General features: G+C 34.0%; 37 protein-coding genes, 1 tRNA gene and 1 pseudogene. 5 read left to right on the top strand and 34 right to left on the bottom strand.

From position 1 onward, the window contains the following. The first annotated feature begins 29 nt into the window (after positions 1 to 29). Positions 30 to 614 carry a hypothetical protein gene (locus NADRNF5_RS06120; RefSeq protein ID WP_048116232.1) on the top strand — a complete coding sequence of 195 codons (585 nt, stop codon included), beginning with the start codon at positions 30 to 32 and terminating at the stop codon, positions 612 to 614. A 504-nt stretch (positions 615 to 1,118) separates the two neighbouring features. Here the strand turns inward: NADRNF5_RS06120 and NADRNF5_RS11145 are convergent. From NADRNF5_RS11145 to psmA, 25 genes are all read right to left on the bottom strand, one after another. Next, positions 1,119 to 1,271, bottom strand: coding sequence for a hypothetical protein (locus NADRNF5_RS11145; protein ID WP_160289393.1), 153 nt, complete (start codon positions 1,269 to 1,271; stop codon positions 1,119 to 1,121). 59 nt (positions 1,272 to 1,330) lie between these two features. Continuing rightward, a complete protein-coding gene (locus NADRNF5_RS06115) occupies positions 1,331 to 1,780 on the bottom strand; it encodes a DUF2299 family protein (protein WP_048116231.1) in 450 nt (149 codons plus the stop codon). Between the two features lie 128 nt (positions 1,781 to 1,908). After that, on the bottom strand, positions 1,909 to 2,136 hold the full coding sequence (locus NADRNF5_RS06110) for a hypothetical protein (protein WP_048116230.1): 228 nt from the start codon (positions 2,134 to 2,136) through the stop codon (positions 1,909 to 1,911). 11 nt (positions 2,137 to 2,147) lie between these two features. Further along, positions 2,148 to 2,396 (bottom strand): hypothetical protein, encoded by a 249-nt coding sequence (locus NADRNF5_RS06105; protein ID WP_048116229.1) that lies wholly within the window; start codon positions 2,394 to 2,396, stop codon positions 2,148 to 2,150. 181 nt (positions 2,397 to 2,577) lie between these two features. Continuing rightward, a tRNA-Asn gene (locus NADRNF5_RS06100) sits at positions 2,578 to 2,651 on the bottom strand. Positions 2,652 to 2,724: 73 nt separating this feature from the next. Next, positions 2,725 to 3,012 carry a hypothetical protein gene (locus NADRNF5_RS06095; protein WP_048116228.1) on the bottom strand — a complete coding sequence of 96 codons (288 nt, stop codon included), beginning with the start codon at positions 3,010 to 3,012 and terminating at the stop codon, positions 2,725 to 2,727. A 17-nt stretch (positions 3,013 to 3,029) separates the two neighbouring features. Then, entirely contained in the window at positions 3,030 to 3,587 is a 558-nt protein-coding gene (rplF, locus tag NADRNF5_RS06090) for a 50S ribosomal protein L6 (RefSeq protein WP_048116227.1), read from the bottom strand. Beyond that, positions 3,577 to 3,969, bottom strand: a complete 393-nt coding sequence (locus tag NADRNF5_RS06085) for a 30S ribosomal protein S8 (protein WP_048116226.1) — start codon at positions 3,967 to 3,969, stop codon at positions 3,577 to 3,579. Before NADRNF5_RS06085 ends, rplF begins: the two co-directional genes overlap by 11 nt. Positions 3,970 to 3,975: 6 nt before the next feature. Beyond that, positions 3,976 to 4,155: a 30S ribosomal protein S14 gene (locus NADRNF5_RS06080; RefSeq protein ID WP_008300270.1), complete on the bottom strand. Its 180-nt coding sequence runs from the start codon at positions 4,153 to 4,155 to the stop codon at positions 3,976 to 3,978. Next, complete coding sequence (locus NADRNF5_RS06075) at positions 4,155 to 4,676, bottom strand: 50S ribosomal protein L5 (RefSeq protein ID WP_048116225.1); 522 nt, start codon at positions 4,674 to 4,676, stop codon at positions 4,155 to 4,157. The genes NADRNF5_RS06080 and NADRNF5_RS06075 overlap by 1 nt, the downstream gene beginning before the upstream one ends. 4 nt (positions 4,677 to 4,680) lie before the next feature. After that, positions 4,681 to 5,397 carry a 30S ribosomal protein S4e gene (locus NADRNF5_RS06070; RefSeq protein WP_048116224.1) on the bottom strand — a complete coding sequence of 239 codons (717 nt, stop codon included), beginning with the start codon at positions 5,395 to 5,397 and terminating at the stop codon, positions 4,681 to 4,683. Next, on the bottom strand, positions 5,397 to 5,852 hold the full coding sequence (gene rplX / locus NADRNF5_RS06065) for a 50S ribosomal protein L24 (protein ID WP_048116223.1): 456 nt from the start codon (positions 5,850 to 5,852) through the stop codon (positions 5,397 to 5,399). Before rplX ends, NADRNF5_RS06070 begins: the two co-directional genes overlap by 1 nt. 4 nt (positions 5,853 to 5,856) lie before the next feature. After that, positions 5,857 to 6,279, bottom strand: coding sequence for a 50S ribosomal protein L14 (locus tag NADRNF5_RS06060; RefSeq protein WP_048116222.1), 423 nt, complete (start codon positions 6,277 to 6,279; stop codon positions 5,857 to 5,859). Between the two features lies 1 nt (position 6,280). Continuing rightward, on the bottom strand, positions 6,281 to 6,604 hold the full coding sequence (locus tag NADRNF5_RS06055; protein ID WP_048116221.1) for a 30S ribosomal protein S17: 324 nt from the start codon (positions 6,602 to 6,604) through the stop codon (positions 6,281 to 6,283). Then, a complete protein-coding gene (locus NADRNF5_RS06050; RefSeq protein ID WP_048116220.1) occupies positions 6,601 to 6,867 on the bottom strand; it encodes a ribonuclease P protein component 1 in 267 nt (88 codons plus the stop codon). The genes NADRNF5_RS06055 and NADRNF5_RS06050 overlap by 4 nt, the downstream gene beginning before the upstream one ends. Then, on the bottom strand, positions 6,864 to 7,070 hold the full coding sequence (gene rpmC / locus NADRNF5_RS06045; RefSeq protein ID WP_048116219.1) for a 50S ribosomal protein L29: 207 nt from the start codon (positions 7,068 to 7,070) through the stop codon (positions 6,864 to 6,866). The genes NADRNF5_RS06050 and rpmC overlap by 4 nt, the downstream gene beginning before the upstream one ends. Next, positions 7,067 to 7,822 (bottom strand): 30S ribosomal protein S3, encoded by a 756-nt coding sequence (locus tag NADRNF5_RS06040; protein ID WP_048116218.1) that lies wholly within the window; start codon positions 7,820 to 7,822, stop codon positions 7,067 to 7,069. Before NADRNF5_RS06040 ends, rpmC begins: the two co-directional genes overlap by 4 nt. A gap of 2 nt (positions 7,823 to 7,824) precedes the next feature. Next, positions 7,825 to 8,283 (bottom strand): 50S ribosomal protein L22, encoded by a 459-nt coding sequence (locus tag NADRNF5_RS06035; RefSeq protein WP_048116217.1) that lies wholly within the window; start codon positions 8,281 to 8,283, stop codon positions 7,825 to 7,827. 5 nt (positions 8,284 to 8,288) lie between these two features. Next, positions 8,289 to 8,684: a 30S ribosomal protein S19 gene (locus NADRNF5_RS06030; RefSeq protein ID WP_048116216.1), complete on the bottom strand. Its 396-nt coding sequence runs from the start codon at positions 8,682 to 8,684 to the stop codon at positions 8,289 to 8,291. 44 nt (positions 8,685 to 8,728) lie between these two features. Further along, entirely contained in the window at positions 8,729 to 8,995 is a 267-nt protein-coding gene (locus tag NADRNF5_RS06025) for a 50S ribosomal protein L23 (RefSeq protein ID WP_048116215.1), read from the bottom strand. Continuing rightward, the gene (gene rplD, locus NADRNF5_RS06020; protein ID WP_048116214.1) at positions 8,992 to 9,804 is read right to left on the bottom strand and encodes a 50S ribosomal protein L4; all 813 of its coding nucleotides are present in this window, start codon (positions 9,802 to 9,804) and stop codon (positions 8,992 to 8,994) included. Before rplD ends, NADRNF5_RS06025 begins: the two co-directional genes overlap by 4 nt. Then, on the bottom strand, positions 9,804 to 10,796 hold the full coding sequence (locus tag NADRNF5_RS06015; RefSeq protein WP_048116213.1) for a 50S ribosomal protein L3: 993 nt from the start codon (positions 10,794 to 10,796) through the stop codon (positions 9,804 to 9,806). The genes rplD and NADRNF5_RS06015 overlap by 1 nt, the downstream gene beginning before the upstream one ends. Before the next feature lie 92 nt (positions 10,797 to 10,888). Continuing rightward, complete coding sequence (locus NADRNF5_RS11795) at positions 10,889 to 11,020, bottom strand: hypothetical protein (protein WP_257719692.1); 132 nt, start codon at positions 11,018 to 11,020, stop codon at positions 10,889 to 10,891. Then, positions 11,001 to 11,813: a putative RNA uridine N3 methyltransferase gene (locus tag NADRNF5_RS06010; protein WP_048116212.1), complete on the bottom strand. Its 813-nt coding sequence runs from the start codon at positions 11,811 to 11,813 to the stop codon at positions 11,001 to 11,003. The genes NADRNF5_RS11795 and NADRNF5_RS06010 overlap by 20 nt, the downstream gene beginning before the upstream one ends. A gap of 31 nt (positions 11,814 to 11,844) precedes the next feature. Next, positions 11,845 to 12,582, bottom strand: coding sequence for an archaeal proteasome endopeptidase complex subunit alpha (psmA, locus tag NADRNF5_RS06005; protein ID WP_048116211.1), 738 nt, complete (start codon positions 12,580 to 12,582; stop codon positions 11,845 to 11,847). 233 nt (positions 12,583 to 12,815) lie between these two features. Between psmA and NADRNF5_RS06000 the strand changes: the two genes are divergently transcribed. After that, positions 12,816 to 13,151: a hypothetical protein gene (locus tag NADRNF5_RS06000; RefSeq protein WP_237089214.1), complete on the top strand. Its 336-nt coding sequence runs from the start codon at positions 12,816 to 12,818 to the stop codon at positions 13,149 to 13,151. A 61-nt stretch (positions 13,152 to 13,212) separates the two neighbouring features. Continuing rightward, positions 13,213 to 13,629: a DUF371 domain-containing protein gene (locus NADRNF5_RS05995; RefSeq protein ID WP_048119219.1), complete on the top strand. Its 417-nt coding sequence runs from the start codon at positions 13,213 to 13,215 to the stop codon at positions 13,627 to 13,629. 5 nt (positions 13,630 to 13,634) lie between these two features. Here the strand turns inward: NADRNF5_RS05995 and NADRNF5_RS11790 are convergent, their stop codons facing one another. Next, positions 13,635 to 13,769 carry a hypothetical protein gene (locus NADRNF5_RS11790; RefSeq protein ID WP_257719691.1) on the bottom strand — a complete coding sequence of 45 codons (135 nt, stop codon included), beginning with the start codon at positions 13,767 to 13,769 and terminating at the stop codon, positions 13,635 to 13,637. A gap of 107 nt (positions 13,770 to 13,876) precedes the next feature. Here NADRNF5_RS11790 and NADRNF5_RS05990 point away from each other — a divergent pair, with 107 nt between their 5' ends. Further along, the gene (locus NADRNF5_RS05990) at positions 13,877 to 14,218 is read left to right on the top strand and encodes a hypothetical protein (protein WP_048116209.1); all 342 of its coding nucleotides are present in this window, start codon (positions 13,877 to 13,879) and stop codon (positions 14,216 to 14,218) included. 10 nt (positions 14,219 to 14,228) lie between these two features. Here the strand turns inward: NADRNF5_RS05990 and NADRNF5_RS05985 are convergent, their stop codons facing one another. The 8 genes and pseudogenes from NADRNF5_RS05985 to bioA form a co-directional block, all read right to left on the bottom strand. Beyond that, the gene (locus NADRNF5_RS05985) at positions 14,229 to 15,506 is read right to left on the bottom strand and encodes a multicopper oxidase domain-containing protein (RefSeq protein ID WP_202812729.1); all 1,278 of its coding nucleotides are present in this window, start codon (positions 15,504 to 15,506) and stop codon (positions 14,229 to 14,231) included. A 99-nt stretch (positions 15,507 to 15,605) separates the two neighbouring features. Beyond that, on the bottom strand, positions 15,606 to 16,256 hold the full coding sequence (locus NADRNF5_RS05980; RefSeq protein WP_048116208.1) for a Snf7 family protein: 651 nt from the start codon (positions 16,254 to 16,256) through the stop codon (positions 15,606 to 15,608). A 93-nt stretch (positions 16,257 to 16,349) separates the two neighbouring features. Next, positions 16,350 to 17,456: a redoxin family protein gene (locus NADRNF5_RS05975; protein WP_048116207.1), complete on the bottom strand. Its 1,107-nt coding sequence runs from the start codon at positions 17,454 to 17,456 to the stop codon at positions 16,350 to 16,352. A gap of 4 nt (positions 17,457 to 17,460) precedes the next feature. Then, entirely contained in the window at positions 17,461 to 18,195 is a 735-nt protein-coding gene (locus NADRNF5_RS05970) for a cytochrome c biogenesis CcdA family protein (RefSeq protein ID WP_048116206.1), read from the bottom strand. Positions 18,196 to 18,395: 200 nt separating this feature from the next. Next, a complete protein-coding gene (locus tag NADRNF5_RS11915; RefSeq protein ID WP_425339012.1) occupies positions 18,396 to 18,623 on the bottom strand; it encodes a hypothetical protein in 228 nt (75 codons plus the stop codon). 49 nt (positions 18,624 to 18,672) lie between these two features. Beyond that, positions 18,673 to 19,370: pseudogene (locus NADRNF5_RS11910) on the bottom strand (aminotransferase class I/II-fold pyridoxal phosphate-dependent enzyme). A gap of 136 nt (positions 19,371 to 19,506) precedes the next feature. Beyond that, positions 19,507 to 20,484, bottom strand: coding sequence for a biotin synthase BioB (gene bioB / locus NADRNF5_RS05955; protein ID WP_048116204.1), 978 nt, complete (start codon positions 20,482 to 20,484; stop codon positions 19,507 to 19,509). Between the two features lie 73 nt (positions 20,485 to 20,557). Further along, positions 20,558 to 21,880: an adenosylmethionine--8-amino-7-oxononanoate transaminase gene (gene bioA, locus NADRNF5_RS05950; protein ID WP_082051991.1), complete on the bottom strand. Its 1,323-nt coding sequence runs from the start codon at positions 21,878 to 21,880 to the stop codon at positions 20,558 to 20,560. A gap of 74 nt (positions 21,881 to 21,954) precedes the next feature. Between bioA and bioD the strand changes: the two genes are divergently transcribed. Continuing rightward, positions 21,955 to 22,641, top strand: coding sequence for a dethiobiotin synthase (gene bioD, locus NADRNF5_RS05945; RefSeq protein WP_048116203.1), 687 nt, complete (start codon positions 21,955 to 21,957; stop codon positions 22,639 to 22,641). Position 22,642 lies beyond the last annotated feature (1 nt).

Here is a 22,642-nt window from a genome sequence, read left to right as displayed (position 1 = left end):
TTTATTTATCTTGTTTGAGATTTGTACCAATGACTAAAACAGTTCTTTTAGGAGCAACATTGGCAGCTATTTTGACCGTTTCTGTTTTGGGTTATGCTTACGCAACTGGTGCATCATGGCAAGGAATTACAGATGATGCAGTTGTAGCAAAAAATTCTAAAACAACAACCCTCAAAATTACTGCAACTGATGATGTTCCTAGACAAGCAGGAATTCTAGCGGGATTTGCATGGTTATATGCTGATGGTCCAAACTCTGCATTTGCAATTACTACTCACAATGCAGATGTAGATGGTGATGGTAAAAATGACGTTAGAGATTCTTTGCAAAATAAGGATGGTTGGCACGCTCATAATGTGGTTCTAGGTTCAAGTACAACTTTGAGTACTTTCTGTGTTACAGAAATCTCAGATGCACCTACAAGTGGAATTGCATTCAATAATGAAAATGTCAAAGTAAACGTGAAAAATTCAGCACTTACTGGAAATCTTGGCAGTGCTACTGCAGCATTTGATATTGTTGTAGATGGTGATTGTCCAATCACATTCCCAACAGAATCTGTGATTGATGGTGGACTTCCATTAGGTATTGTTGTTCATGATTTGAATCCTTAATCTTTTTTTCTTTATTTTTTGAACAAAATTTAGGGGGTTTAGCTTTTACGCATAACTCTAAAAGATGACACATGTTTAGCTGGGAGAGCTTGGTGGTTTTATGGTTGCATTTCATATTCAGGCACAAGTGTTACACCCCCCCTCCAAATGCCTGTTTTTGAAAAAATTCATCTTGTGAGTAAACACGTAATTTTTTAGGGGGGGTTTAACGCCTAGGCATAATTTCATTTAGTTGTCTATTTTACTAAGTTTTGAAACATTGGAGTGATCATGTCCATTATTTGAAAAAATAAACTTGATGAGAATAATCTAAACTCTTCAAATATGTTATTTGTAGAATCAAATGATTCTGTTATTAGCGATTCTCCCATCTGCAAAATGATTTCTTTCACATATTATCTCGAATAATCCTAATCTTATCCTCTATGGGTGCATTTTTGAACATACATTTGTTCTAAAAAGAAGGGGGGTTTTACCCCAATTATGAAACAAAAACCAGAAAAATTATGCTCTTTCTACTCTAATGGTGATTTTTCCTTTTTTGGCAGTATTGACAACTTTTAGTGCTCTGCTCATTACTCCCATTCCAAATCTTGACAGCTCAGCTGTGGATAGAGTTAATTCTCTTGGTTTTGATTTTGAAGTTTTGTTTTTCATATTATGGAATACTGATTTTTTGATATAAGGTCCGCGTAGAATTGATAAATCGTCTATTTTTAGAATGTCTTTAACAGAAATCTTGATGTTTTTTCATGTTTTTCTGATACACTCTCTATTGCATCAAAAACTGTTTGTTGGTTGATGTTTTCTTTATCGTCTAGTACGACATAAACTCCGATCTTCTGTTTTCCGTCCTCTGTGATGATTTTGTTTATCGCTTGAATGGAATAACAGTAATCTGCTACTTTTTTCTCAAAATTCTCTTTTTCTTGCTCATTAAATCCCAAATATCTTACAATTTGATTATTTTTCATTATTACTTTGGCTCCTATTACTAGAATCCCTTGTTGTCCTTTTGGCTCAAATATTTCTATGGGGATGCCTGTCTGACCTGCATGCTTTACCAAAATCTGAAAAGTGTTCTCTGGATTTTTTACTTCCTCAAAAGATAATCCTTCGTGGATTAACCATCTTTCAACACTATCTCTCAGTCTTGATGCACTCATGTAAAAACATCAAAATTAGTTCTATATGATTCTAAATTCGTTAGATTACTACTGTGAAATAACTATATTTCTAAATTCGAATTTAGAAACATTTGAAATTGTTACTTACAGAACAATTTTGTAACTGCTCATACATTGACATTGAATCCAGAATCTATGCCTGGAAATGATGCAGCTGCCAAAATATTGAATATGATTCCAATAATCATTAATACAACACCTAGATACAAACAATTCTTTGCTTTTCGTGGATCATCCCTACGTAAAATAAAGAATGCAATTATCCCTCCGATAATTCCTAAAAAAACAGGTAGCAAAAACCACGCATTACTTCTTGGTTTTTCTGTATGTTCCATGCTTTTTCTGATTATTTTGTAGCTATTGATTTTTTCTGTATTTGTGTAATTTCTATCTCAACGGTTTCAAGTGGATCCTCTACTTGATTACGTCTGATTGAAAACATTTTGGGCTTTTCAAAATCGTTGGTACAGTCTGGGCATGCATAAACTAAAACTCTGTGTTCGTTTGGTGCTTTTGGATTAGATAATCTTGGGTAATACACTAGTCTGGCGCCACAATCCACACAATATCTGTTGGCCCTTCTAGTTCTGACCAATGTAAATCTCCTGCATTATTCTAGATATGCGATCATCTATTAGATCTATGTTGTCTAATTGTCTAAACTAATTGCTATCAACCGATCAATATTTCTAAATTCGAATTTAGAAATATATTATATTTAGTTCTATTAGATATGGAATATAATATTTCAAAACTCGAGTTTAGAAATAATAACGCGCCTCCCACCAGACTTGAACTGGTGACCAACCGGTTAACAGCCGGTTGCTCTACCACGCTGAGCTAGGGAGGCACAAGTTTAGACCTTGGCAAAAGTGATTTAATCTTTCCGACTATCTATTTTAGAGCAAAATATGTTGGAAAACTTAATTGAATTTAGAAAAAAATTCTTTGATTTCTTTTGCATGACTTTCAACTAATTCAATAATTTCTAGATGTTCATCTGCAGTTGGTTCTCTTTGATGCACAATTTGAAATGCACTAAGTGCTGAACCTACCATCTCTCCAACAAAAAATCCACACAAAAAATCACCGATATTTTCACAATCCCATGTTTCCCCAACTCTGGGAGAAGCTCCTGCAGCTTTATACAATTCAAGTGTTTGAGTTATCAAATCAGTTGTTTGTTTGAGAAATTCAGGATCAAGGGTCATTTGAAAAACTTAAGATTTTATTTTTCTATACCTTTCTTTTTCTCAAATGCATATATGCCATCAAGAAAAACTCTGTGATCTTTATTTTTTACTTTACTTTTAAGTTCAATATTAGCTGCTGTTTGTGTAATGTCTGTCCACACTTCACCTGTTAAAATTACGTCTTCGCCCTTTGGAATTACTTTGGTGTTTCCAACACTTTTTGTAACTCTTGGGGCTCTTTCGCCTTGAAAGTTTTCAATCAGAATTTTTTTTCCTTCTACTTTTACTGTGATTGGAAAGTGTGAGTACACAATTTTCATCTTAATTGTATATCCATTTACCAAACCTTCACAAATATTTCTAATAATGGATCTTGCAGTGTGCAGAATTGCATAGTCTCTCTTTCTACTTCCAATTGCATTTAGAATTACTTTGTTTTCTGCAATCTCTATGTTAACTGGGATGGTTCTGAAACTTTTGTGGGTTTTTCCTAGTGGTCCTACAAAAGATAACATGTGTTTGTTTAGTGTAAGTTTGACTCCTTCTGGGATGATTATCTCATCCTGAAATTTCTCCATTTGCTTAGTAGACATAACCTATCAAAAATCCTCCAATTCCTTTCTCTGATGCTTCATGATGTGACATTACCCCTTGGTTTGTTGTTACTAATAACATGCCTCTATCATATGCCGGCAAGTATTGCTGTTCCCAATTATTGTATTCATCGTTTTTTACTTTGAATCTTGGTGATATTGCTCCACATTTTGTAATTTTGGCCAATAACTTGATTTTGAATTTACCGCCTCTTTTATCATCAATGTGCTCAAATTCTCCAATATACCCATCTTTCTGGAGTGTTTTTAGAACCTCGATACCTAATTTTGATGTTGGGAGAATAACACAGTCTCCCTTTCTTCTTGTTTCATTGTTGTAAAGTGTAACGAATAGATTTGCTAAAATGTTAGTTGCTGGCATATTGTATCACTTATTTTTCCTGAACCCTAAAGATGTTGCGACTTCTCTGAAGCATCGTCTGCATAGCATTAGATCATATTTTTGAATTACAGCTGTATAATCTCCGCATCTTTTACACCATCGTGAACCTCTTCCAAAGTCGTGCTTTTTTCTTCCAGTTGCTTCATATGATCTATCTTTTGCCATTATGCTACTGACACTCCAAATTCTTTTACTAGATAATCCTTTGCTTCTTGATTGCTAATGATGTGTTTTTTTCCAACACTTGCTTTGTGTTTACTTCTATTTCTAATTCCGTATCCTGGTCGTGTAAGTGTAATTGAAATTCCTAAACCTAAAATTCCTATTTGTGGATCATATTTTACTCCTGGAATGTCTATGTGTTCTTTAATTCCAAATGAATAATTTCCAAAATTATCAAATGATTTTCCATTAACGACATTGCCTTTTGCTTCTAACAATCTTTTTAGTAATTCTTTTGCGTCGTTACCTCGAATTGTTACTGCAACACCTATTGGCTCTCCTTTTCTAACTCCCCAGTCTCTTTGAGTTTCTTTTGCAGCTCTTGATGATGATTTTTTTCCTGATATTTGATCAAGTGCTTTTTTGGCAATATTGATTACATCTCCTGATTTTCCTACTCCCATATTGAGAACTACTTTCTCAAGAGTGATTTTTTTCATTACTGGTTCTGTAGTTTGAGACATAAGATCACTTTATTTGAATAACTGGCTCTCCTTTACCAATTGACATGATGATGTCTGCAGGAATCTCGATTTTTCTATCTTCTAGTGCTAGAATAACTCTTTTTGGAAGAATGAATGTTCCTTCTTCGATTGTTTCAATCTTTCCTACTTTACCTGTGTTATTTCCACGTGTTACTAAACCGTGACTTCCTACTTCTAATTTAATAATTTCGAGAATTTTAACTTCTGGAATTTGAATCAAACATGTATCTCCAACACTTACTTTGCTATCTGAAATTATTGAACGCCCATCATGAAATCCTATTTGTGTTTGCCCTTTATTGATGGTAGTCTTACTTGTGACTCTGACCAATTTTTTTGATTTCTCAGATTCGTTAATCTTTATTGGTTGTAGTAATTTTTCTTCAGTAGGAACTAAACGATAAACCTCTGAAACATTTTCCAACTCTACAACATCCATTAGCCCTATTGCATGATGAAGTGATTTTCTAACAATTCCGTCTACTTTTATCTTTCCTGAATAAATTGAACTTTTTGCTTCCCTAAGACTAGTGACGATGTTTAACATGTCTCTTAGAAATACTGCAGATGGTACTGCATGACTTTTTTTATGTGGACCTGGTTTTACAGTAATTACAAATCGTTTGCTTTTTCTGTTAATTCCCCAGAACTGTGGGGCCATTTGACGTTTGAGTTTTTTACTGCCTGCTATACTTACCATTAATTCTCATCTTCCTTTTTTTCATTTTTTTCTTCTACTTTTGTTTCTTTAGGCTCTTCTTTAGTTGGAGTATCTTTTGTAGGTGTCACTTTAGGTTGCTTGCTTGGATTCTTGCCCTCAAGTTTTAAAATTCTCCATTTGTCATCAGTACTAAGTGAAGTTACTAACAGATTAGATGTGTGAATATAAACATCAAATTTATCTCCTTTAGTTTTTTCTTTCTTTACTCCATCAATTGCAACACTGCTTTTTTGAGTAGATACTTTGGATATTTTTCCTTCAACTCCTTTGAATTCTCCTCGGAGTATTGTCACACTGTCACCTTCAATTGCACGAACACTTCTCTTTCCATATTTTTTACGAAGATCCTTTGATAATGTGCTTCCAAGTTGTTTACTTCTAGTTTGAAATGTTGCACGAAAAATCATATTATTGCGCATTTTTGTTGGTTTCATTTTATCATACCACCATTGATGCCAAGTTAGCTACTCTTGGCCATTTTTCTGAAGCTTCTGCTGCTACTGGTCCTTTGATGTCTGTTCCTTTTGTTTCTCCTTCAGGTGTAATCAACACTGCTGCGTTATCCTCAAAACAAACTCTTACACCGTTTAATCTACGAACTGCATATTTTTGCCTAACAATAACTGCTCCATAGACTTGTTTTCTTAATTCTGCCGGTCCTTTCTTTACGACCACATTGCAAAAATCTCCTACAGCTGCTGCAGGAAGTCTGGACACTCTTGTTTTGTGTCTTGGAACATTGATAACTTCTAAAATTTTAGCGCCAGAGTTGTCTGCACATACAATATTTGCACCTACAGGAATTGAACGGGTAACATATGGACGGAATTCCTCTACTCCTTTACCTGCTTGTTTTGCCATGTTATGCTTTAACCTCCACAACAACATATGATACAGACTTTGATATTGGTCTGCACTCTGCAGTCAAAACATGATTTCCTGTTTCAACATCGATACATTCTGGAACGTGTGCGTGAATTGTACTTGTTCCTCTTGCATATCTCTTGAACTTGCTAAAGTAAATTGGTGCATCTTTTTGTAATGTGATAGTTTGTTTAGCTTTACTTCCAGTAACTTTTCCATCAAAGAGTTTTCCTCTAATTGATAAATTTCCGTGGAATGGACAATGTTTGTCTGTACATTGCTCTTTTGGTTCTTTTACTTTTAATCCGATATCTCGTGTCATGCTTTAGCTCCTAATCTGTCAAAAGGTCTTTTAGTAATTTTTGAACCGTCAACTACTATGTCGTTATTGTTTATTGAAAATTTCCAACTGTTTGTTGATTTTGCCATTGATTTATCGCCATTTATTGTGTTTATTGTGAACATTGATTTTGTTTCATTAATGATTCTTCCATTTAATCCTATTACTTGAGGATTGGTAGATTTTACAATCTCTGTGTTCAATCCTATGAATTCATGTGATGTAATATTATCTGCAGTTATCATTTTTCTCTTTTCATCTCGTTTATTCTGGTTAGCATTCGTGCAATGTCGTGACGTAGTGGTTTTAATTTGCCACTCTCTTTTCTTAGTGTGCCTTTAGAGGCATCTACTCTAAGTTTTGCAAGTTCACTACGTGTCTCTTGAATTTTACTCTTAAGATCTTTTTCATTTAATTGCTTTATTGTTTTCATGCTGATTCTGGTCATTTCAATTGTGCCTCCTCTTCTTCTAATGTTTCAAGTTCTTTCATTTTTTCTTCTTCAAGTGCAATTTGTTCTGATTCTGTTCTAGCTTTTGTTTCAGCTGCAGTCTCGTCTCGCATTTTTCCAGTACCCTTGTCTTTGATTTGTTTTGTATTCATAGCTTTTTCGGTTTTCATTTCAAATTCTGGAACGAGTTTAGCTTTATTTGCAATTCTTATTCTAATACCAATTAACCCCATGGCTGTTTTTACGTGAGCAATGTCTTCTGCAACGATGACTTCTGCGTGATGGCCTGCTCTTGGTAATATTCCTGCTGTATGTTTTTCAAAAGCAGAACGGTCACCTCTAAGTTTTCCTGAAATGGTTATTTGGACACCCATTGCACCATTTTCCATTATTTGTTTTAATGTCCACATTGTTGCTCTTCTAAATGCTGTTCCTCTTTCAAGATGTGCTGCCATTCTATTACACATTACACTTGGAGCTAATTCTGGTTTTTCAATTTCCACTACTGAAATTTGTGGATTTTTTAATCCGAAATCTGATGCAAGTTTGTCTGTAAGTGCTCTGATTCCAGAACCTTTTCTTCCAATAACAATTCCTGGTCTAGTTACATGTAGTGCAACCCTTGTACCAACTGGTGTTTTTGAGATTTCTGCATGTGAGAATCCTGCATCTTTAATTGCTTCTCTAAGATAATCTTTGAGAAGCATCATGTTGTAGTTGTCTTTAATTACATTTTTGACTGCTGACATTTCTAAATCTCCTGTGCCACCAATTCTACGTGAGTTAATACGTTGTTTTTGGGAGTTGCTCTTCCCATAGCTCTTGGAATGAATCTTTTTACAATTACGCCTTTGTGAACAGTAGCATTTACTATTTTTAATCTATCTAAATCCATTCCTTTGTATTCTGCATTTGATTCTAAATTATCTAAAACTTTGATAAACTCTTTTGCGGTTTTTTGTGGATAACGACCTGACATCATACCAGGATCTGCTTTATGCCCAACTTGATTTTTGTATCTTCTAAATGCAACTGCTCTTTTTTTGTTAATTACTGCAAGAAGATAGTCTCTTGCTTTCTCAATTGACAATCCTTTGATAGAAACTGCAACTTCACGTGCATGTTTGTGTGAGATGTCTTTTTCTCTTAATGATGAACGTACATGTTTCGTTGCATCATAATTTTGGAAAGCGTAATTGAATCTACCCATAATAATCACTTTAGTGGTACGTAGAGACTGGATCTTGATGCACCTACACCTGGGGCACCGTGTGAAACTCTCTTGTTTGTTATTACGTATTCTCCTAAGTAATGCCCGATCATTTCTGTTGTGATGTTTACTGGACGGAACTCTTTTCCTGAAAATACGTTTACTGTAACTCCTACCATGTATGGTAAAACAATCAAATCTCTAACATGAGTTTTGATAGGATTTTTTACTTTGCCTGCTTTTGCAGCTTTTATTTCTTCAATCAATTTTCTCTTTCCATCGGTAATTCCTCTTGTAAGTGATCTTCTTTGTCTGGAATTGAATAATAAGAATAATTTTTCTAAGGACATACTGTCAAGCTCCTCTTTTGGAATGCCTCTGTATAGAAATTCTTTAACCAATCTTCTTCTCCTCTGTTAATGTACTTCGAGTTTTGTGGTCCATATTATAGCATTCCTATCTTTGTTGCCAAATCTCTGGCTTTTTCAGTATTTTCAAATTGAACAAATGCTTTTTTGCCATAAATTGTTCTTGCAGTGTTGACATTTGTGACGTTTTGATTGTAAAGAGCTTTTACAGCCTCGGCAATTTCTGGTTTACTTGCAGATCTTTCTACGATAAAACAAATTTTACTTTCATTTTCTACCATGGCAAATGTTTTTTCCGTAATGTATGGTTTTAAGATGATTTTACTTGCTTGATCTACATTCATTGTGTTTTCACCATAACTTCTAGATGTGTTGATTTTATTTTTCCAATTTCTTCAATTGCTGATTTAGAATATACTGTTAATCTAATTGGATCAGAACCTGGTGCTAAATCAAGCACACTCAAATCTTTGACACTTTTTGCTTCTACTCCTGGTAATGCACCAATTGCTTTTTTGATATTTGAATCGTCTTTTGTAACAAACAAAACACTTTTTCCAACTTTTTTACTTCTCCCTCTAAGTCTTGATTGTCCAGAACGTGGTTTTCTAGACTCTAATCTTTCTACATCCTGTGTAAGTTTTAGAGCATCTAGGATTTTTGTCATTTCGTTTGTTTTTGAAATTGATTCAATTTCATCTGATACGATAATTGGGAATGATTCTATGCCTTCAATTTTATGGCCTCTTTGACCTACAAGTTCTTTTGATGCTGTTGCAGCAATTGCAGAACACAATGCCAATTTATTTTCTTTTTTGTTTAATTTTTTGTAAATTACTTTGCCTACGATTGGTGGATGTGCTTGTCTTCCACCTCTGGTAGATGCTACTTCTGCACCCTGACCTTGTCTTCCGCCGCCTCCACCTGTACTTCTAGCAACTCTGGAAACACCCTGACCTGTTGGAGGATCATTTGAATCTGCAACAACATCTTGACCTGCAGATGGATGTCTTCCTTGTGGTTGGAATTTGTGGGATGTTAAATTAGTGAAAGCCTTGTGAATTAATTCTCGTCTAAATGGAGTTGAAAATACTAAGGGTAGTTCTACTTCACCATCTTTTGTTCCAGTTGTAGTATGTACTGCTGTTTTCATTAGATTACTACCTCCAAAATGTTTGGCTTATTGATTTTAGCTGGTACATTTCTAATTTGACTTCTTAGTTTGATTAATCTTCTATATGTTCCTGGGACTGATCCTTTTAGAATGATGAAATCACCTTTAACAAGTCCAAAGTGTTTGAACCCTCCGTCTGGATTGATTTTAATTTGTTTATCATCCGCATTACCCATAATCATTATTCGTTTATCATATTCTACCCTTTGATGAAATCCCATTTGTCCTGCTCTTGGAACTGTATACATGACACTTTGTGGTGATATTGGACCAAGAGAACCAACTTCTCTGACTGTCTTTCTTGACTTGTGTTGTTTCTTTTTTACTCCCCATCTTTGAATTACACCTTGCCATCCTTTACCTTTAGTAATTGCAGCAACATCTACACTTGCTCCCGTTTCAAAAATTTGATCAATCTTAATTTCTTTTCCAAGTAATTCTTTTACATGAGCAAACTGCTTTTGTATGTCTCCTCCACTTACTGAAGCTTCAAAAATGTAAGGTTTTTTCTGTTCTAGTCCTGCTGCTCTGGGTGATACTGCAACTATTGCAAAAATTTCTTTTATTTTTTTAATTGATTTCTCTGCATTTTCCAATGCACCTTCTTTGTTTTTTAGTGTAATTTCTTTTGAAATGTATTTTGGAATATCTTCTGCATAGACATCAAACTCTGCATGCATACCGTCATGATCTTTTGAATATCCTCTAATGCCTAAAATCAATACTGGTGGTGTAACTAGGACTGTTCCAAGACTAACGAGCTGTTTTCCTGCATTTGGAACTTTTTCTCTATCATCAATACTTACTATCTGAACACATCCAGCTTTGAATCCGCAGTGGGCTAAAATTTTTGGCTCTTCAGAATTTAATTTTGGCCATGCTCTAATACGTGCCTCCATACTTTTTGCACGCACTCTAGGTGAATATGCAAGACTTCCTCTACGTGGTTGATGGTTTTTTCTAGCTCCCATGGATAAATCGCATCTTGAAATCCCTCTATTAAACCATGTGAGACATCGTTAACCAGAAAAAAAAACCAAGTTAACGATGAGTGACTAAAATTTTATGGGTTTAACAAATCTGTTGCCATGTTCCAAATTGTTATTCCGCCAATAATTATTCCTGCTACTCCTAATGCAATAGCAAATAATAGGAAATTTTTTTTCTCTGGCATATCATGAAGTGCTTTGAGCATTAATTATTGCTAATGTCCCAAGTAAAGCCTCCTCTAGACGTACAGTTTCTGTTGCTTGATTTGGAAAAAAGTTCAATGATTTTGCATTTTGAACGTTTTTCATTTTACCGCCAAGTATTTCGTGAACTCCTTTCTCAGGAGATCCAAAAACTACGAGTGTTGGCTGATCTGATTTTACATATTTTGCAATCTGTTCTTTAGTGGCAGTTTTGCCTTTTCTTGATGTTATGATGATGTTGCCTTTCCATTCTGCCAATATCGAAAATAAATTTGCTCTCTCTTTTACCGAATATCCCCAATAGGACTGAATTTCTGCTTTATCAATTTCTTTTACAGATAATTTTGGATATCCTTCTTTGAATTGTACTGTTACTCTTTTACCTATGGATGTCTTTCCAAAAAATGGAATTAATTGGTTGATCCCTACATCGACAAACCGTTTACCTTTGACACTAATTACAATTCCTTCTCTTACATCTCCTGGAATTATTTTCTTAGAATTAACTGGAGTGATGTGACTTGGAATTTTGAGTGGCTGTAAAACTCCTGCAAATTTCAGATCATTCATCTTTGGAAATAACCTTCTTCTCAAAAATTGAGGTGTCTCTAAATATTTTAAAATCATTACCATCAAGCTCCCGTCATTCCTGTTGTTCCCTTCTTGGTAAACGAATATTGTGTCAATCTTAAAAATTGCACATGCTCTTGCAAGAACTGAAATTTTTCTTGTTTTATCTATTTTCAGTGATTCGTCAGATAATGCAGATTCTGGAATGGCAACGGATAATTTCATTTGATTTATTCTCCTAAGACCACTTGTATGATTACTTTTGGTCGTGTGGATATTTCTCTTTAGCAGTTTTTGCATAATTTGCAATCTGCTCGTCTGAAACTAATTCGTATAAACCAGTCTCTGTTTTTATATGTGCCATTCTGATGTGACTTGTACTTTCTTTATCCTCACTTGATAGATAAATTCCAGCAGCAGCTAATGTGGCAGCATCGTCTAATGAAAGATCATCTTTGTATGTTTTTTCTAAAAAGTCTGTAACTTGATCAGAGCCTGAACCAATTGCAATTGCATCATAGGAAATGTAAGTTCCACTAGGATCGGTTAGATACAACTGTGGGGTGTTATTTACAACTCCGCCTAGAATTAATGCAACACCATAAGGTCTCACTCCTGCATATTGGGTATATTGTTGACATTGGTCAGCTAAATGTTTTGCAATAGTTTCAACCTCTACTGATTCATCATAAATCATTTTGTTACTTTGAGAAAAGAATCGTGCATTGTCTACTTGACTTCTTGCATCTGGAATATATCCTGCCGCTGCAACACCTACATGATCATCTATTTGAAAAATCTTTTGAGCTGTTTTTGAAATTTGTAATTTTCTTGGTTTTTCTTCAACTGCAATAATAATTCCATCTTTACATTTCACACCAACAGCAATTGTTCCTCTTCGTACTGTTTCTATGGCATATTCGACTTGGTATAATCTGCCATCTGGGGAAAATACTGTGATTGCTCTATCGTAACCTTGTTGTGCAGGAAGCATTTAATTCCAATGCTTTGAATGTACAATTTAAACCGTACTCTCGCTGAGGAAGATTTTATTTTTTTCCATAGGCTCGACAAAATACTGATCGTATCTTTATTTTTCTAAAATTAAGATTTTTACATATAATATCCTGTTTATCAAAATAAAATATCCTGTATTTTATTAGAATTATTGCAATATTATAGATCTATAAAATGAATCCAATGTTTGGTTTTACTATTGGTGGTATTATGATGATAGCAGTAATTATGGTTCTGGCATTTTCTATAATTGGTTCTTTTACCTCTGTGTCTTCAGAAAAATCTTTGGTAAAAGAAGTAAATTCTGCGTTGCGAATGGATGAGCCAGATATGTGTATGAAATTTGATAATCCTCAAGAATGCATTAGTAATTTTGCCTATATGAAAAGAAGCCCTCAAACATGTTTGTCGTATATTGAAGATGAGGAAAATCAATATGAATGCCTTGGAAAGTTCTTTAGAAAATTCCAGGATAGAGTTTGTAATTATGTCGCTCCTGATTTTTATGATAAATGCATTGTTGAAGCACAAAAATGGAAGCAATGAATTTTTTAGATGTAAGGAATTACTTGTAAAGTTTAATTTGAGTTTTTAATTATTAATGATTGTGAAATTTGAAATTTTATTTTCAGGACACGAAAATATTAGATCAAATCATCAAAAAACAATTGAGATTACAAAGGAATCTCATTTAACTCCACAAGGTGACTGTATTATTGGCGTTAATGCAAGTTCTAGCTGTGCCGATTTGCCTTTGGAATTAAAAAACCAATTAAAAAATCCTGAATCAAAAATTAAATTTTCTATTCGTGTTGCAGATAAAGAATTTGTTTTAGAGGGAAAAGGCCATCCTGAATTGATACTTTCTCATACTGAAGATATTGTAATTCGAAAAAGTGATTTTATTTGTCCGAGAACATTGGCAATTAAATGTGATAAGGCATCTGATCTGTTGCCTAGAGACATGGTTACATTACTACAAGATCCAAAAACAAAAGGTATCTTTACTATTAGTGTTGGGTAAAAATGTCACAATTTTATAACCACATATTTCATTATTGATGTGGGTCTTAAAACTAAAATATTCATTTTGATTCCTTTGGCTGCTTTTGCTGCAATTATTTTTGGATTTGGATTATACAACACACTATGTAAAAATGCCAATATCCCCCTGAATTGCTAAAATAGTGTCAAAATAATTCTATTATTGTCCATTTTTGTTAATTCTGATTTAGCGTGATTCTCTTAAAGCATAAGAAACCAGATTATTCATGGTTAAAACCACTATAGAAATACCAATTTCTGAAAAACCCTCTGATGCAGAATTAAAAAAATTAAAAGAATATTTCAAAGAAATGCCTGTAACTGAGATTCTTACTGGATTAAAATTTGCAAAAAATAGATGGTCTGCAAAAGATGCGGGAACTCTAAAGGTTGGCAGAAAAAGCATTATCCAAAAAGAAGTTCATTCTGTCACTACCGAGCAAGCTCAATGGAGATTGAAAAACTGGAAGATGATGATTGCAAATTATCGTCGTCGAGGATACAGCTATCCTACAATTTCTAGAATAAAAAAAATTTTAATTCAAAAAAGTAAAAAGAAATCAAAATAAAAAAATGAAATTATATCACTTTGAATAGTGACATCATTCCTGCTGAGATATGATCATTGACATGACAGTGGAACATCCATGTTCCAACGTTATCTGGAATAAAATCAACTGTTTTTAGACTAGCTGGCATCAATTCCATTACATCAACTCTCATTCCATTCCACAAGACCGTGTTTCCATGCCAATGTGGTGTGTGCAGATCTACTTCGGTTCCCATACCAATTAGATACCAACGTACATGTTCGCCTTTATGAACAGTCTGTCCTGGTAAATTACCATAGACATATCCGTTAATACCATGCATGAGATTACTTTCAGCAAAATCGTCATCTCCAACTAATTCTTCGTTATCACAAGTTTCCTCAGTGAATTTTTCTAGATTATCACAGAGATAGTTACTAGAATTTTCATCAGAAACTGTAAAGAGACTTACCATTTCTCTGTCTACGCCAATTGGTCTTCCATTAGAATCTGCCATTCCTTTAGATGTTACAACCATTGGGCCAACAAGTCCTGAATTTGTATCCATTGGAGAATCAACATGTGAATGATACATCCAGATAATTGAACTTGGATCATTTGGTCCTGGACCTGCACGTTCTGGTACTGTCCACTTGTAGATGTGAGTTTGACCTGGAGCAACTATGCCATCAGACTTGTTACTTGCAGATGTTTCATCATTGTATTCTGCACCTTCTGAATCTTTATCATAAAAGACTCCGTGTGGATGAACTGAGTAATCTAGTTTCTCAGAATTATTTTTAAATACAACTTTGATTGTGTCGCATACTTCGGCATGTATTATTGGTCCTAATGTTCCAAGATGCTGCCATTCAGAAGCTCTTGGTTTGAGTTTTGAAAACGTATTATCTGTGTATTCACGATATAATGCCTTGATGTAGGTACTTCCAATTCTATCTGAAGAATTTTCAACAAATACATTTTCATCTTCATTAAACTCTTGTCCTTTCATCTGATTTATTCCCAATGGAGCATAATTCCACTCTACTTCGTCTGCAGCAATGTAATAGGTTCGTGTTTTGCCCTCATTACTTTTACACTCTACATCTTCGGAAGTTGTTTCCACTGTGCGTTCCTTTTGAGATACAGGATTTGAAGCTGATTCGGAGCAGAGTCTATCTCCACAAACTTTGTTGGAGCCTATTTGAGGTAATGGCACCCCTTGTCCTTTAGCTGCTTCACTTTCTTGAATTAGCCCTATTGAGATGGAACCGAGAAGTGTTATTGATAATGCAATTAGCATTAGAGATGTTCTTGATTTAGTCATTGGATACATGGAAAAAAAATTTGTTTTAAATTGTTGGTAAATTCTTAAATGTGATTCTAAATTTATAGAATAAATCCTTCCAACATTGATTATACAATATTAAATGAAAATGTCTGTCTTTTTCTCAACAATTTGTTTTTTGAGACTGTCTGGAACATCTGGAATGGATGATTTTGTCTGACCTGCAATTACATTGTGAGCTTCCTCTAGAATTGCTAATGTGTCTGCATTTGTTTCAACACCTGCACTCATTGTATCTCCCATATTCACAGAAGATCCTGACATTACATCGCCTAGAATTTCTGACAAATCTTGCATTGATGCATTTGCTTCAGGCATAATTCCGCTAAGTGATGGACTCAGTCCCTTGATAATTGACATACATGGACTAAGAGTAACTACCACATCTCCTAATTCTGAAACAGTATCGAGTCTAAGCTTTACTTGCTCCATCGATAGTTTTGCACCACTAACCATGTTTTTCATTTTTCTTACCTGAGTCAATTCGCCTGCATATGCCTGAGCATAACTTGGCTTGTTGTTTCTCTGTGCGTTTACAATCTTTTCAAAGATAATATCGTGTTTTTTCTGTAATTTTTCATTAATTGATTCTAATTTTGATATTTGAAATTGTAATTTCTTCTGGGCAAAGTCGATTTTGTTCTTTAGTGGTTCATCGGGCTTTACCCTTCCCATAACTTTTTGAGAGATACTTTCTCCTTCTGCTTTATTCCAAGAATTACTGATCAAATCTTAATTTCCTAATCTGACTGAAAATATTTCTTTTAAAGAGATTTGTCACCATAGATGGTGTAACTGGGGTTACACTATGCTTTGGTTACACTATCCGAATGTGAATGTAAATATCTGAAATCCTTTGCCCTTTACTTTGATTTCAAGGGTATGTGAAGCACTGTCTTCACTGTTGATGACGTTGTATAATCCAGCCTCTGAAACTGTCAATATGTTATCATAAGTAATGTCTTTTCCAGCATATTCGATAGGAAGTGGTTTCCCATCGAGAAATATTTCTAATTCTGCATTGTTTTCTGTAACGATGTTTACCTCTTTTGCATTGTATAATAGTTTGATTGAGCCGTTTTCTGATACTAGCTCCATACTGTCTTCAAAGTTTTCCCAATCCCCTATAGGGTAAAACTTGTGCAAATCAATTTTGCTAGGTTCTGAATACTTTACAATTTTTCCGGGTTGAAAACCTTCACTGCTTCCCAGCTGGTTTCTATTTTGAGCAAAATGATATCCAAAGTATAACTCAGGAGTTCTAAAAACTGTATGTTCAAATTCTTCTATGTCTACCAGGGATTTCTCTGCAGACATTTGAATTCCAAGTGACGTTGCTCTTTCTTCTACTAGTTGCTGAATAATTTTTTCAGTTTCCTGATATCTGCCTTCACCAATATGATCATATCTGATATACCCTTCATGATCTGCAATGTATTTTCTTGGCCAGTATCTGTTCTCAAATGCTTTCCATGTTTCCATTTCATTATCCATGACAACTGGATAATCTATACCGTGTTTGTCGATTGCCATTTTAACATTATCTGGATTTTTCTCAAATTCAAATTCAGGTGAATGAATTCCAATGATTAACAATCCTTGTTCTTCGTATTTGTCATCCCATGCTGTAATGTATGGGAGCGTTCTTACGCAATTAATGCAACTGTATGTCCAAATATCATATAGTACAACTTTGTCTTTGATTTGCTCCTTTAGCTCTTCAGGTGTAGTATTGAGATAATATGCAATTCCAACTAAATCTGGTGCAGTTTTAAATCCTGATTTGTCAATTCCTGTCTTTGAGCTTGTATCTTGAATGGTAATTGTCTTTGATTCTTGATCAAGAGTAGATAGGGCAGTACTAGTAATTCCCAGGCCTATTACAATCACAATTCCTAGAATCAACGCAGTTTTAATTTCAGATTTCATTTATTCACCCTAAAAAGATTAACTCGTTGAGAAGTGGAAAATTTGCAATATATGCCAATTGATTTGTGAATACCAGAACTCCTAAAATTATAATAAATCCGCCTAGGATCATGTTGTAATATTTCAGATGTTTGCTCATTGAGCGGATAATTCTATTTGCCCGGGAATAAAACACTCCAATCAAAATGAATGGAATCCCTAAACCAAGTGAGTAGACTAGTAGTAAATTAAATGCAACAGATGGTGTAGTTGCTGCTAGTGTGAGAATTGTTCCCAATATTGGCCCAACACATGGCGTCCATCCTACTGCAAACGCAAGTCCAAAAACAAATGACATTGGATAACTCGCTTTATTCATTTTCGGGAAGAACTTTTTTTCCATGTTTAGTTTGTTTATCTTTATAGACAGCAGTAAGAAAATCCCAAAACCTACAATAATAATTCCTCCAACTTGATTTAGTATATCTACAAATTCTCCTGCGGTAGTTCCAAGAACGCTGTTAATTATTACTCCCAATATTGAAAACACTGCTGAAAATCCTAAAACAAAAAATATGGAATTCAATACAATGTTTGTTCTGTTTACGGAAATTGTTTTGGAATTACCTTTTTGATTCAATTCCGTAAGCGTGGTTCCAGAAATGTATGCTAGAAATGCTGGTATCATAGGTAAAATGCATGGTGCTACAAATGATCCTAATCCTGCTAGTGCGGCTACTGCAAGTGTAATTTCAGCCATGAATTAATTTAGTAATTTTTCCTTTAAAGCATTCTTCCATATTTATTCCAAAAGTTTACAATCCGTTTTTATCTGGGGTATGTCCAAGTTTTAGCATGAACAAGCGATTCATTATAGTGGGAATTGCATTAGGAATTGTCATCACTATTGCAGTGATTGTTGGATCTCCGGCAATTGGTGGATTTGATATGATGCGTTAATTATTTGAATTTTCTATAAGCTTTCTCAAAAATTTCAAGTGATCTCTCAATATCTCTATCTGATAGCCACGCTGTTACTGAAATTCTTAATCTCGCCTGATTTTTTGGAACTGTAGGGAATCTAATTGGCTGTGCAAATATACCGTTGTCCATTAAAAATTCTCCAAATTTCATTGCTTTTTTCTCATTTCCTATTATGATTGGAATTATATGCGTTGTAGAGTTTATTTCAAAACCAATGTCCTTTAATCCTTTGATTAATTGATTAGTATTTTTTCTAATTTTTCATTTGTTTTTCTCTGTTTGATTTGAATCTCTTAATTGAGTACTCGATCAAAATAGATGGAAGTGCAGATGTATAGATAAATGATTTTGATTTATTTACACATAAATCAATCACGTTATTTTTTGATGCAACATATCCTCCAAAAGATCCTAATCCTTTGCTTAGACTACTAATATACAAATCAATTTTTTTTCCAACATTAAAGTAATTTGGCGTTCCTTTTCCATCTTTTCCAACAACAAAATCTCCATGCGCATCATCAATCACTGTAATCGCATTTTGTTTTTCAGATAATTCTACAATTTCTTTTAATGAGGAATAATCTCCATCCATACTGAATATTCCTTCAGAAATTACAAACTTGTTTTTGCTTTTACTTTTAATTTCTTTTCTAAATCTTGGGTGTTGTTATGTTTGTAAATGATAATTTTTGCCCCCGATAATTTGCATGATTCGATAATGCTTGCATGGTTTAACTCGTCACTTAGAATTACGTCATCTTTTTTTGCAATTGCGGTGATTGCGCCCAAATTTGCCATATATCCTGTGGGGTAAACAAGGCTATTCTGCTGAGATTTATGTCTGGCAAGAATTTCTTCTAATTTTTTATATGATTCATCATTACCTGATACAAGTCTTGAACTTGATTGAAGTTGGTTAGTTTGAATTTCTTTAGTACAAATTCCCAAGTAATCATTTGAGCATAAATTTAGTAATTTTTTATTATTGATGGTGATGTATGCACCTTTTGATTTTCCATATCGTAATTTTCTATACAGATTTTGTTTTTTTAAATTCTCTAATTCGGAATCAATAAAATCTAGTTTATGATTGGAGGCCAATTTTCTCTATTAGTTCACGGTCTTTTTTAGCCTCATTTCCGCCCATAGTGAGGTATCCCTCTGTAATTATTCCGTTAGCGCCACTTTGTAATAGCTCTTCCCCTGAATCATTTAGTTTTGATTCTCTACCTCCAGAAATCTTGATCACTGATTCTGGCAGTAAAAATCGTAACACTGAAAAAATTCTTACTATTTCTGAATTTGGAAGATCTGTTTGTAATTCTAATGGGGTTCCTGGCATTGCTACTAGAATGTTAATCGTTACTTCTTCAGGATATAATCGTCCTAATTCTAGAGCTAATTCTAATCTTTGCTCTCTTGTTTCGCCCAACCCGATAATTCCTCCAGTACATAATTCTAATCCTGCTTCTCTTGCAATTCCTAGCGTCTTTAATCTATCTTCGTAAGTATGGGTTGTGCAAATTTCTGGGAATTTTGATTTCGCAGTTTCTAAATTATGATTGTATCTTTTCACTTTAAGTTCTTTTAATTTCGCTGCTTGCTCAGGTGTTAAAAATCCCAAACTACATTCTACAGTAATTCCTACTTTATCATTTATTTCATTAATTATCTTGCAAACTTTTTCAAAATCTTTTGTTGATGGTTCTCTCCATGCTGCAACAAGACAATATGATTCAGCACCTTCTTCTTTTGCTTTTTGTGCTTTGATTACTACTTCTTCAGGTGATGGCAATTGGTAAGTTTCTATTCCAGTATCAAAAAATGCTGATTGTCCACAAAATGTACAATCTTCGCTACATGCATTTTTTTTTATGTTGTTTAGTTGTTCTACGTCAACTTTTTTACCATTGAAATCACGAGTAATTTCATTTGCACATTTTGCTAAATCTTTTAGGTTTTCTTCTGGTATATCCAATAATTTTTTTGCATCATCTGATGAAATTCCGATTCCCGAAAATACTTTTTCTTGACACTCTTGGATGAATTCTAGAGCACTCATAATAATGATTATAATTAATCCATTTATAACAATAATGGAAAGGTTAACCTATCTGTATCAAGGGGGTTAACCGTCAAATAATTTTGGATTTTGCTGATTCTATTGTGGAGATGGTTCTCTCTAAGAGTAAATTTAGTTCAGATTCAGTTATTACCAATGGAGGTACTAGCATGACTATGTTTCCAAGAGTTCTCAGATAGATTCCATTCTTTTTCCCTTCCTCAAAAAATATTTTGTTGATTGATTTTTTGGTAGTGATTGGCGTCTTTTTTCTTTTGTTTGATACCAATTCTATTCCCATAAGCATTCCTTTATGTCTAATATCTCCAACAATATCAATTTCTGAAATTCGTTGATAGTGCTGCTCAAAAACTTTTGATGTCTTTTGGATTTTTTTAATTAAATTATATTTTTTATACATCTTGAGATTTTCTAATGCTACAGATGATGCAATGGGATTGCCAGTGTATGTGTGACCGTGAAATAGATGCTTCCAATCATTGAATTCTCCTAAAAATGAATCATATACTTTTTTATTTGCTAAAGTTGCAGCAAGTGTGAGATAACCCCCTGTTAACATTTTCCCATATGCCACTATGTCAGGTATGCTTTTTTGTTCTTCGTATTGAAACATAGATCCAAGCCTTCCAAAACCCGTTGCAATTTCATCTAAAACAAAAAGTACGTTGTATTTTTTACATAATACACTTATTTTTCTCTGAAAATCTTTTGGATAGATTATTACTCCACCTGCAACCTGTGCGCCACTTTCCATGATAAATGCCGCAATGTTATTTTTTTGTGAGAATTCTTTCTCAATTTTTTCTATACATTGATTCTGATAATCTAAAAAAGAAAATTCTTTTGGAATTCTGTATTTATTTGGAACTGGAAATTGCAATGTTGTAAATAACTGCTTTTTGAATTTTCCAAAAAATTCTGGAACATATCCTACTGACATTGCACCAAATGTATCTCCATGATAGCCATTTTCTAGAGTTGCTATTCTTGTTTTATTTTTCTCTCCGATATTTTTCCAATATTGTAATGCTAATTTTATGGCTATTTCCATTGCCGATGAGCCATTATCTGAATAAAACACTTTATTCATTTTTGGAGATATTTTTACTAGGTATTCTGCTAGTTTTTCTGCAGGTTCATTAGTTAGATTGAACATTGATGAATGCTGCAGTTTTTTACTTTGAGTAGTAATTGCGTTGATTAGTTCTGGATTTGAATGTCCCCAAACATTACACCACATTGAACCAACGGCATCTAGTATTTTGTTTCCTTTAGAATCTACCAGCCATACTCCTTTTGCACTTTTTATTTGATCAAAAGAATCCCATTCCTTCATCTGTGTGTTTGGATGCCAAACAAAACTAGTTTTCTTCAAACAAATCTATTATTGCTAATCTTCTTAATAACCAAACGATAAGATTAATCAATTACACATTTTGTTTATTCTTGATGAACTCATTTTTCATAACCGGAACTGATACTGACGTGGGTAAAACATACGTGACTGCAGGATTATCTGTGACTTTGAGGAAAATGGGTGTTGATGTTGGTGTGATGAAGCCATTTGCAGCTGGAACTGCTCAAAAGAAGGGATTCAAATCCGAAGATGTAGAGATTTTATCAAAATCTGCACAAGTAAATGATCCTGAGAAACTAGTAAACCCTCAATTCTTCCCAATGCCAGCTTCCCCCTATACTGCATGGAAAACCCTCAAAATAAAACCGAACATTAATTCTGTTCTGACAAATTTTAAAAAACTCTCGAAACTTCATTCAATATTACTAGTTGAGGGTATGGGTGGAATTATGACTCCTATTCTCAAGGATTACTTTATTGCTAATCTGATTAAAGAAATGAAAATTCCTGCAATAATCGTTGCTAGAACTAAAGTTGGAACCGTAAATCATACTATCATGACAGTAGATATGTGCAAAAAATACAAAATCCCGATTAAGGGAATAATCATCAATGATTTTGATTCAGATGGATACAACACAAAAGAACTTACACGTGATTTAAAGAATTTGACTGGAGTGCCTATCTTAGGCGTAATTCCTTTTATCGGAGACTTGAGTGATTCTTCCATGTATGAAATTTTTAAGAAAAATCTTAACATGAAATTAATTTTAAAGTGAA

The organism is Nitrosopumilus adriaticus, from assembly GCF_000956175.1.
Lineage (GTDB): Archaea > Thermoproteota > Nitrososphaeria > Nitrososphaerales > Nitrosopumilaceae > Nitrosopumilus > Nitrosopumilus adriaticus.
Note: the sequence above shows the minus strand (reverse complement) of the source record. Positions and strands in the feature narration are given on the sequence as shown.

Excerpts from the sequence above, each read along its gene's own strand:
- NADRNF5_RS06120 (WP_048116232.1), top strand. The coding sequence starts at position 30 with ATGACTAAAACAGTTCTTTTAGGAGCAACATTGGCAGCTATTTTGACC.
- NADRNF5_RS11145 (WP_160289393.1), bottom strand. The coding sequence starts at position 1,271 with ATGAAAAACAAAACTTCAAAATCAAAACCAAGAGAATTAACTCTATCC.
- NADRNF5_RS06115 (WP_048116231.1), bottom strand. The coding sequence starts at position 1,780 with ATGAGTGCATCAAGACTGAGAGATAGTGTTGAAAGATGGTTAATCCAC.
- NADRNF5_RS06110 (WP_048116230.1), bottom strand. The coding sequence starts at position 2,136 with ATGGAACATACAGAAAAACCAAGAAGTAATGCGTGGTTTTTGCTACCT.
- NADRNF5_RS06095 (WP_048116228.1), bottom strand. The coding sequence starts at position 3,012 with ATGACCCTTGATCCTGAATTTCTCAAACAAACAACTGATTTGATAACT.
- rplF (WP_048116227.1), bottom strand. The coding sequence starts at position 3,587 with ATGTCTACTAAGCAAATGGAGAAATTTCAGGATGAGATAATCATCCCA.
- NADRNF5_RS06085 (WP_048116226.1), bottom strand. The coding sequence starts at position 3,969 with ATGCCAGCAACTAACATTTTAGCAAATCTATTCGTTACACTTTACAAC.
- NADRNF5_RS06080 (WP_008300270.1), bottom strand. The coding sequence starts at position 4,155 with ATGGCAAAAGATAGATCATATGAAGCAACTGGAAGAAAAAAGCACGAC.
- NADRNF5_RS06075 (WP_048116225.1), bottom strand. The coding sequence starts at position 4,676 with ATGTCTCAAACTACAGAACCAGTAATGAAAAAAATCACTCTTGAGAAA.
- NADRNF5_RS06070 (WP_048116224.1), bottom strand. The coding sequence starts at position 5,397 with ATGGTAAGTATAGCAGGCAGTAAAAAACTCAAACGTCAAATGGCCCCA.
- rplX (WP_048116223.1), bottom strand. The coding sequence starts at position 5,852 with ATGAAACCAACAAAAATGCGCAATAATATGATTTTTCGTGCAACATTT.
- NADRNF5_RS06060 (WP_048116222.1), bottom strand. The coding sequence starts at position 6,279 with ATGGCAAAACAAGCAGGTAAAGGAGTAGAGGAATTCCGTCCATATGTT.
- NADRNF5_RS06055 (WP_048116221.1), bottom strand. The coding sequence starts at position 6,604 with ATGACACGAGATATCGGATTAAAAGTAAAAGAACCAAAAGAGCAATGT.
- NADRNF5_RS06050 (WP_048116220.1), bottom strand. The coding sequence starts at position 6,867 with ATGATAACTGCAGATAATATTACATCACATGAATTCATAGGATTGAAC.
- rpmC (WP_048116219.1), bottom strand. The coding sequence starts at position 7,070 with ATGACCAGAATCAGCATGAAAACAATAAAGCAATTAAATGAAAAAGAT.
- NADRNF5_RS06040 (WP_048116218.1), bottom strand. The coding sequence starts at position 7,822 with ATGTCAGCAGTCAAAAATGTAATTAAAGACAACTACAACATGATGCTT.
- NADRNF5_RS06035 (WP_048116217.1), bottom strand. The coding sequence starts at position 8,283 with ATGGGTAGATTCAATTACGCTTTCCAAAATTATGATGCAACGAAACAT.
- NADRNF5_RS06025 (WP_048116215.1), bottom strand. The coding sequence starts at position 8,995 with ATGAATGTAGATCAAGCAAGTAAAATCATCTTAAAACCATACATTACG.
- rplD (WP_048116214.1), bottom strand. The coding sequence starts at position 9,804 with ATGAAAACAGCAGTACATACTACAACTGGAACAAAAGATGGTGAAGTA.
- NADRNF5_RS06015 (WP_048116213.1), bottom strand. The coding sequence starts at position 10,796 with ATGGGAGCTAGAAAAAACCATCAACCACGTAGAGGAAGTCTTGCATAT.
- NADRNF5_RS11795 (WP_257719692.1), bottom strand. The coding sequence starts at position 11,020 with ATGCTCAAAGCACTTCATGATATGCCAGAGAAAAAAAATTTCCTATTA.
- NADRNF5_RS06010 (WP_048116212.1), bottom strand. The coding sequence starts at position 11,813 with ATGAAATTATCCGTTGCCATTCCAGAATCTGCATTATCTGACGAATCA.
- psmA (WP_048116211.1), bottom strand. The coding sequence starts at position 12,582 with ATGCTTCCTGCACAACAAGGTTACGATAGAGCAATCACAGTATTTTCC.
- NADRNF5_RS06000 (WP_237089214.1), top strand. The coding sequence starts at position 12,816 with ATGATGATAGCAGTAATTATGGTTCTGGCATTTTCTATAATTGGTTCT.
- NADRNF5_RS05990 (WP_048116209.1), top strand. The coding sequence starts at position 13,877 with ATGGTTAAAACCACTATAGAAATACCAATTTCTGAAAAACCCTCTGAT.
- NADRNF5_RS05985 (WP_202812729.1), bottom strand. The coding sequence starts at position 15,506 with ATGACTAAATCAAGAACATCTCTAATGCTAATTGCATTATCAATAACA.
- NADRNF5_RS05975 (WP_048116207.1), bottom strand. The coding sequence starts at position 17,456 with ATGAAATCTGAAATTAAAACTGCGTTGATTCTAGGAATTGTGATTGTA.
- NADRNF5_RS05970 (WP_048116206.1), bottom strand. The coding sequence starts at position 18,195 with ATGGCTGAAATTACACTTGCAGTAGCCGCACTAGCAGGATTAGGATCA.
- bioB (WP_048116204.1), bottom strand. The coding sequence starts at position 20,484 with ATGAGTGCTCTAGAATTCATCCAAGAGTGTCAAGAAAAAGTATTTTCG.
- bioD (WP_048116203.1), top strand. The coding sequence starts at position 21,955 with ATGAACTCATTTTTCATAACCGGAACTGATACTGACGTGGGTAAAACA.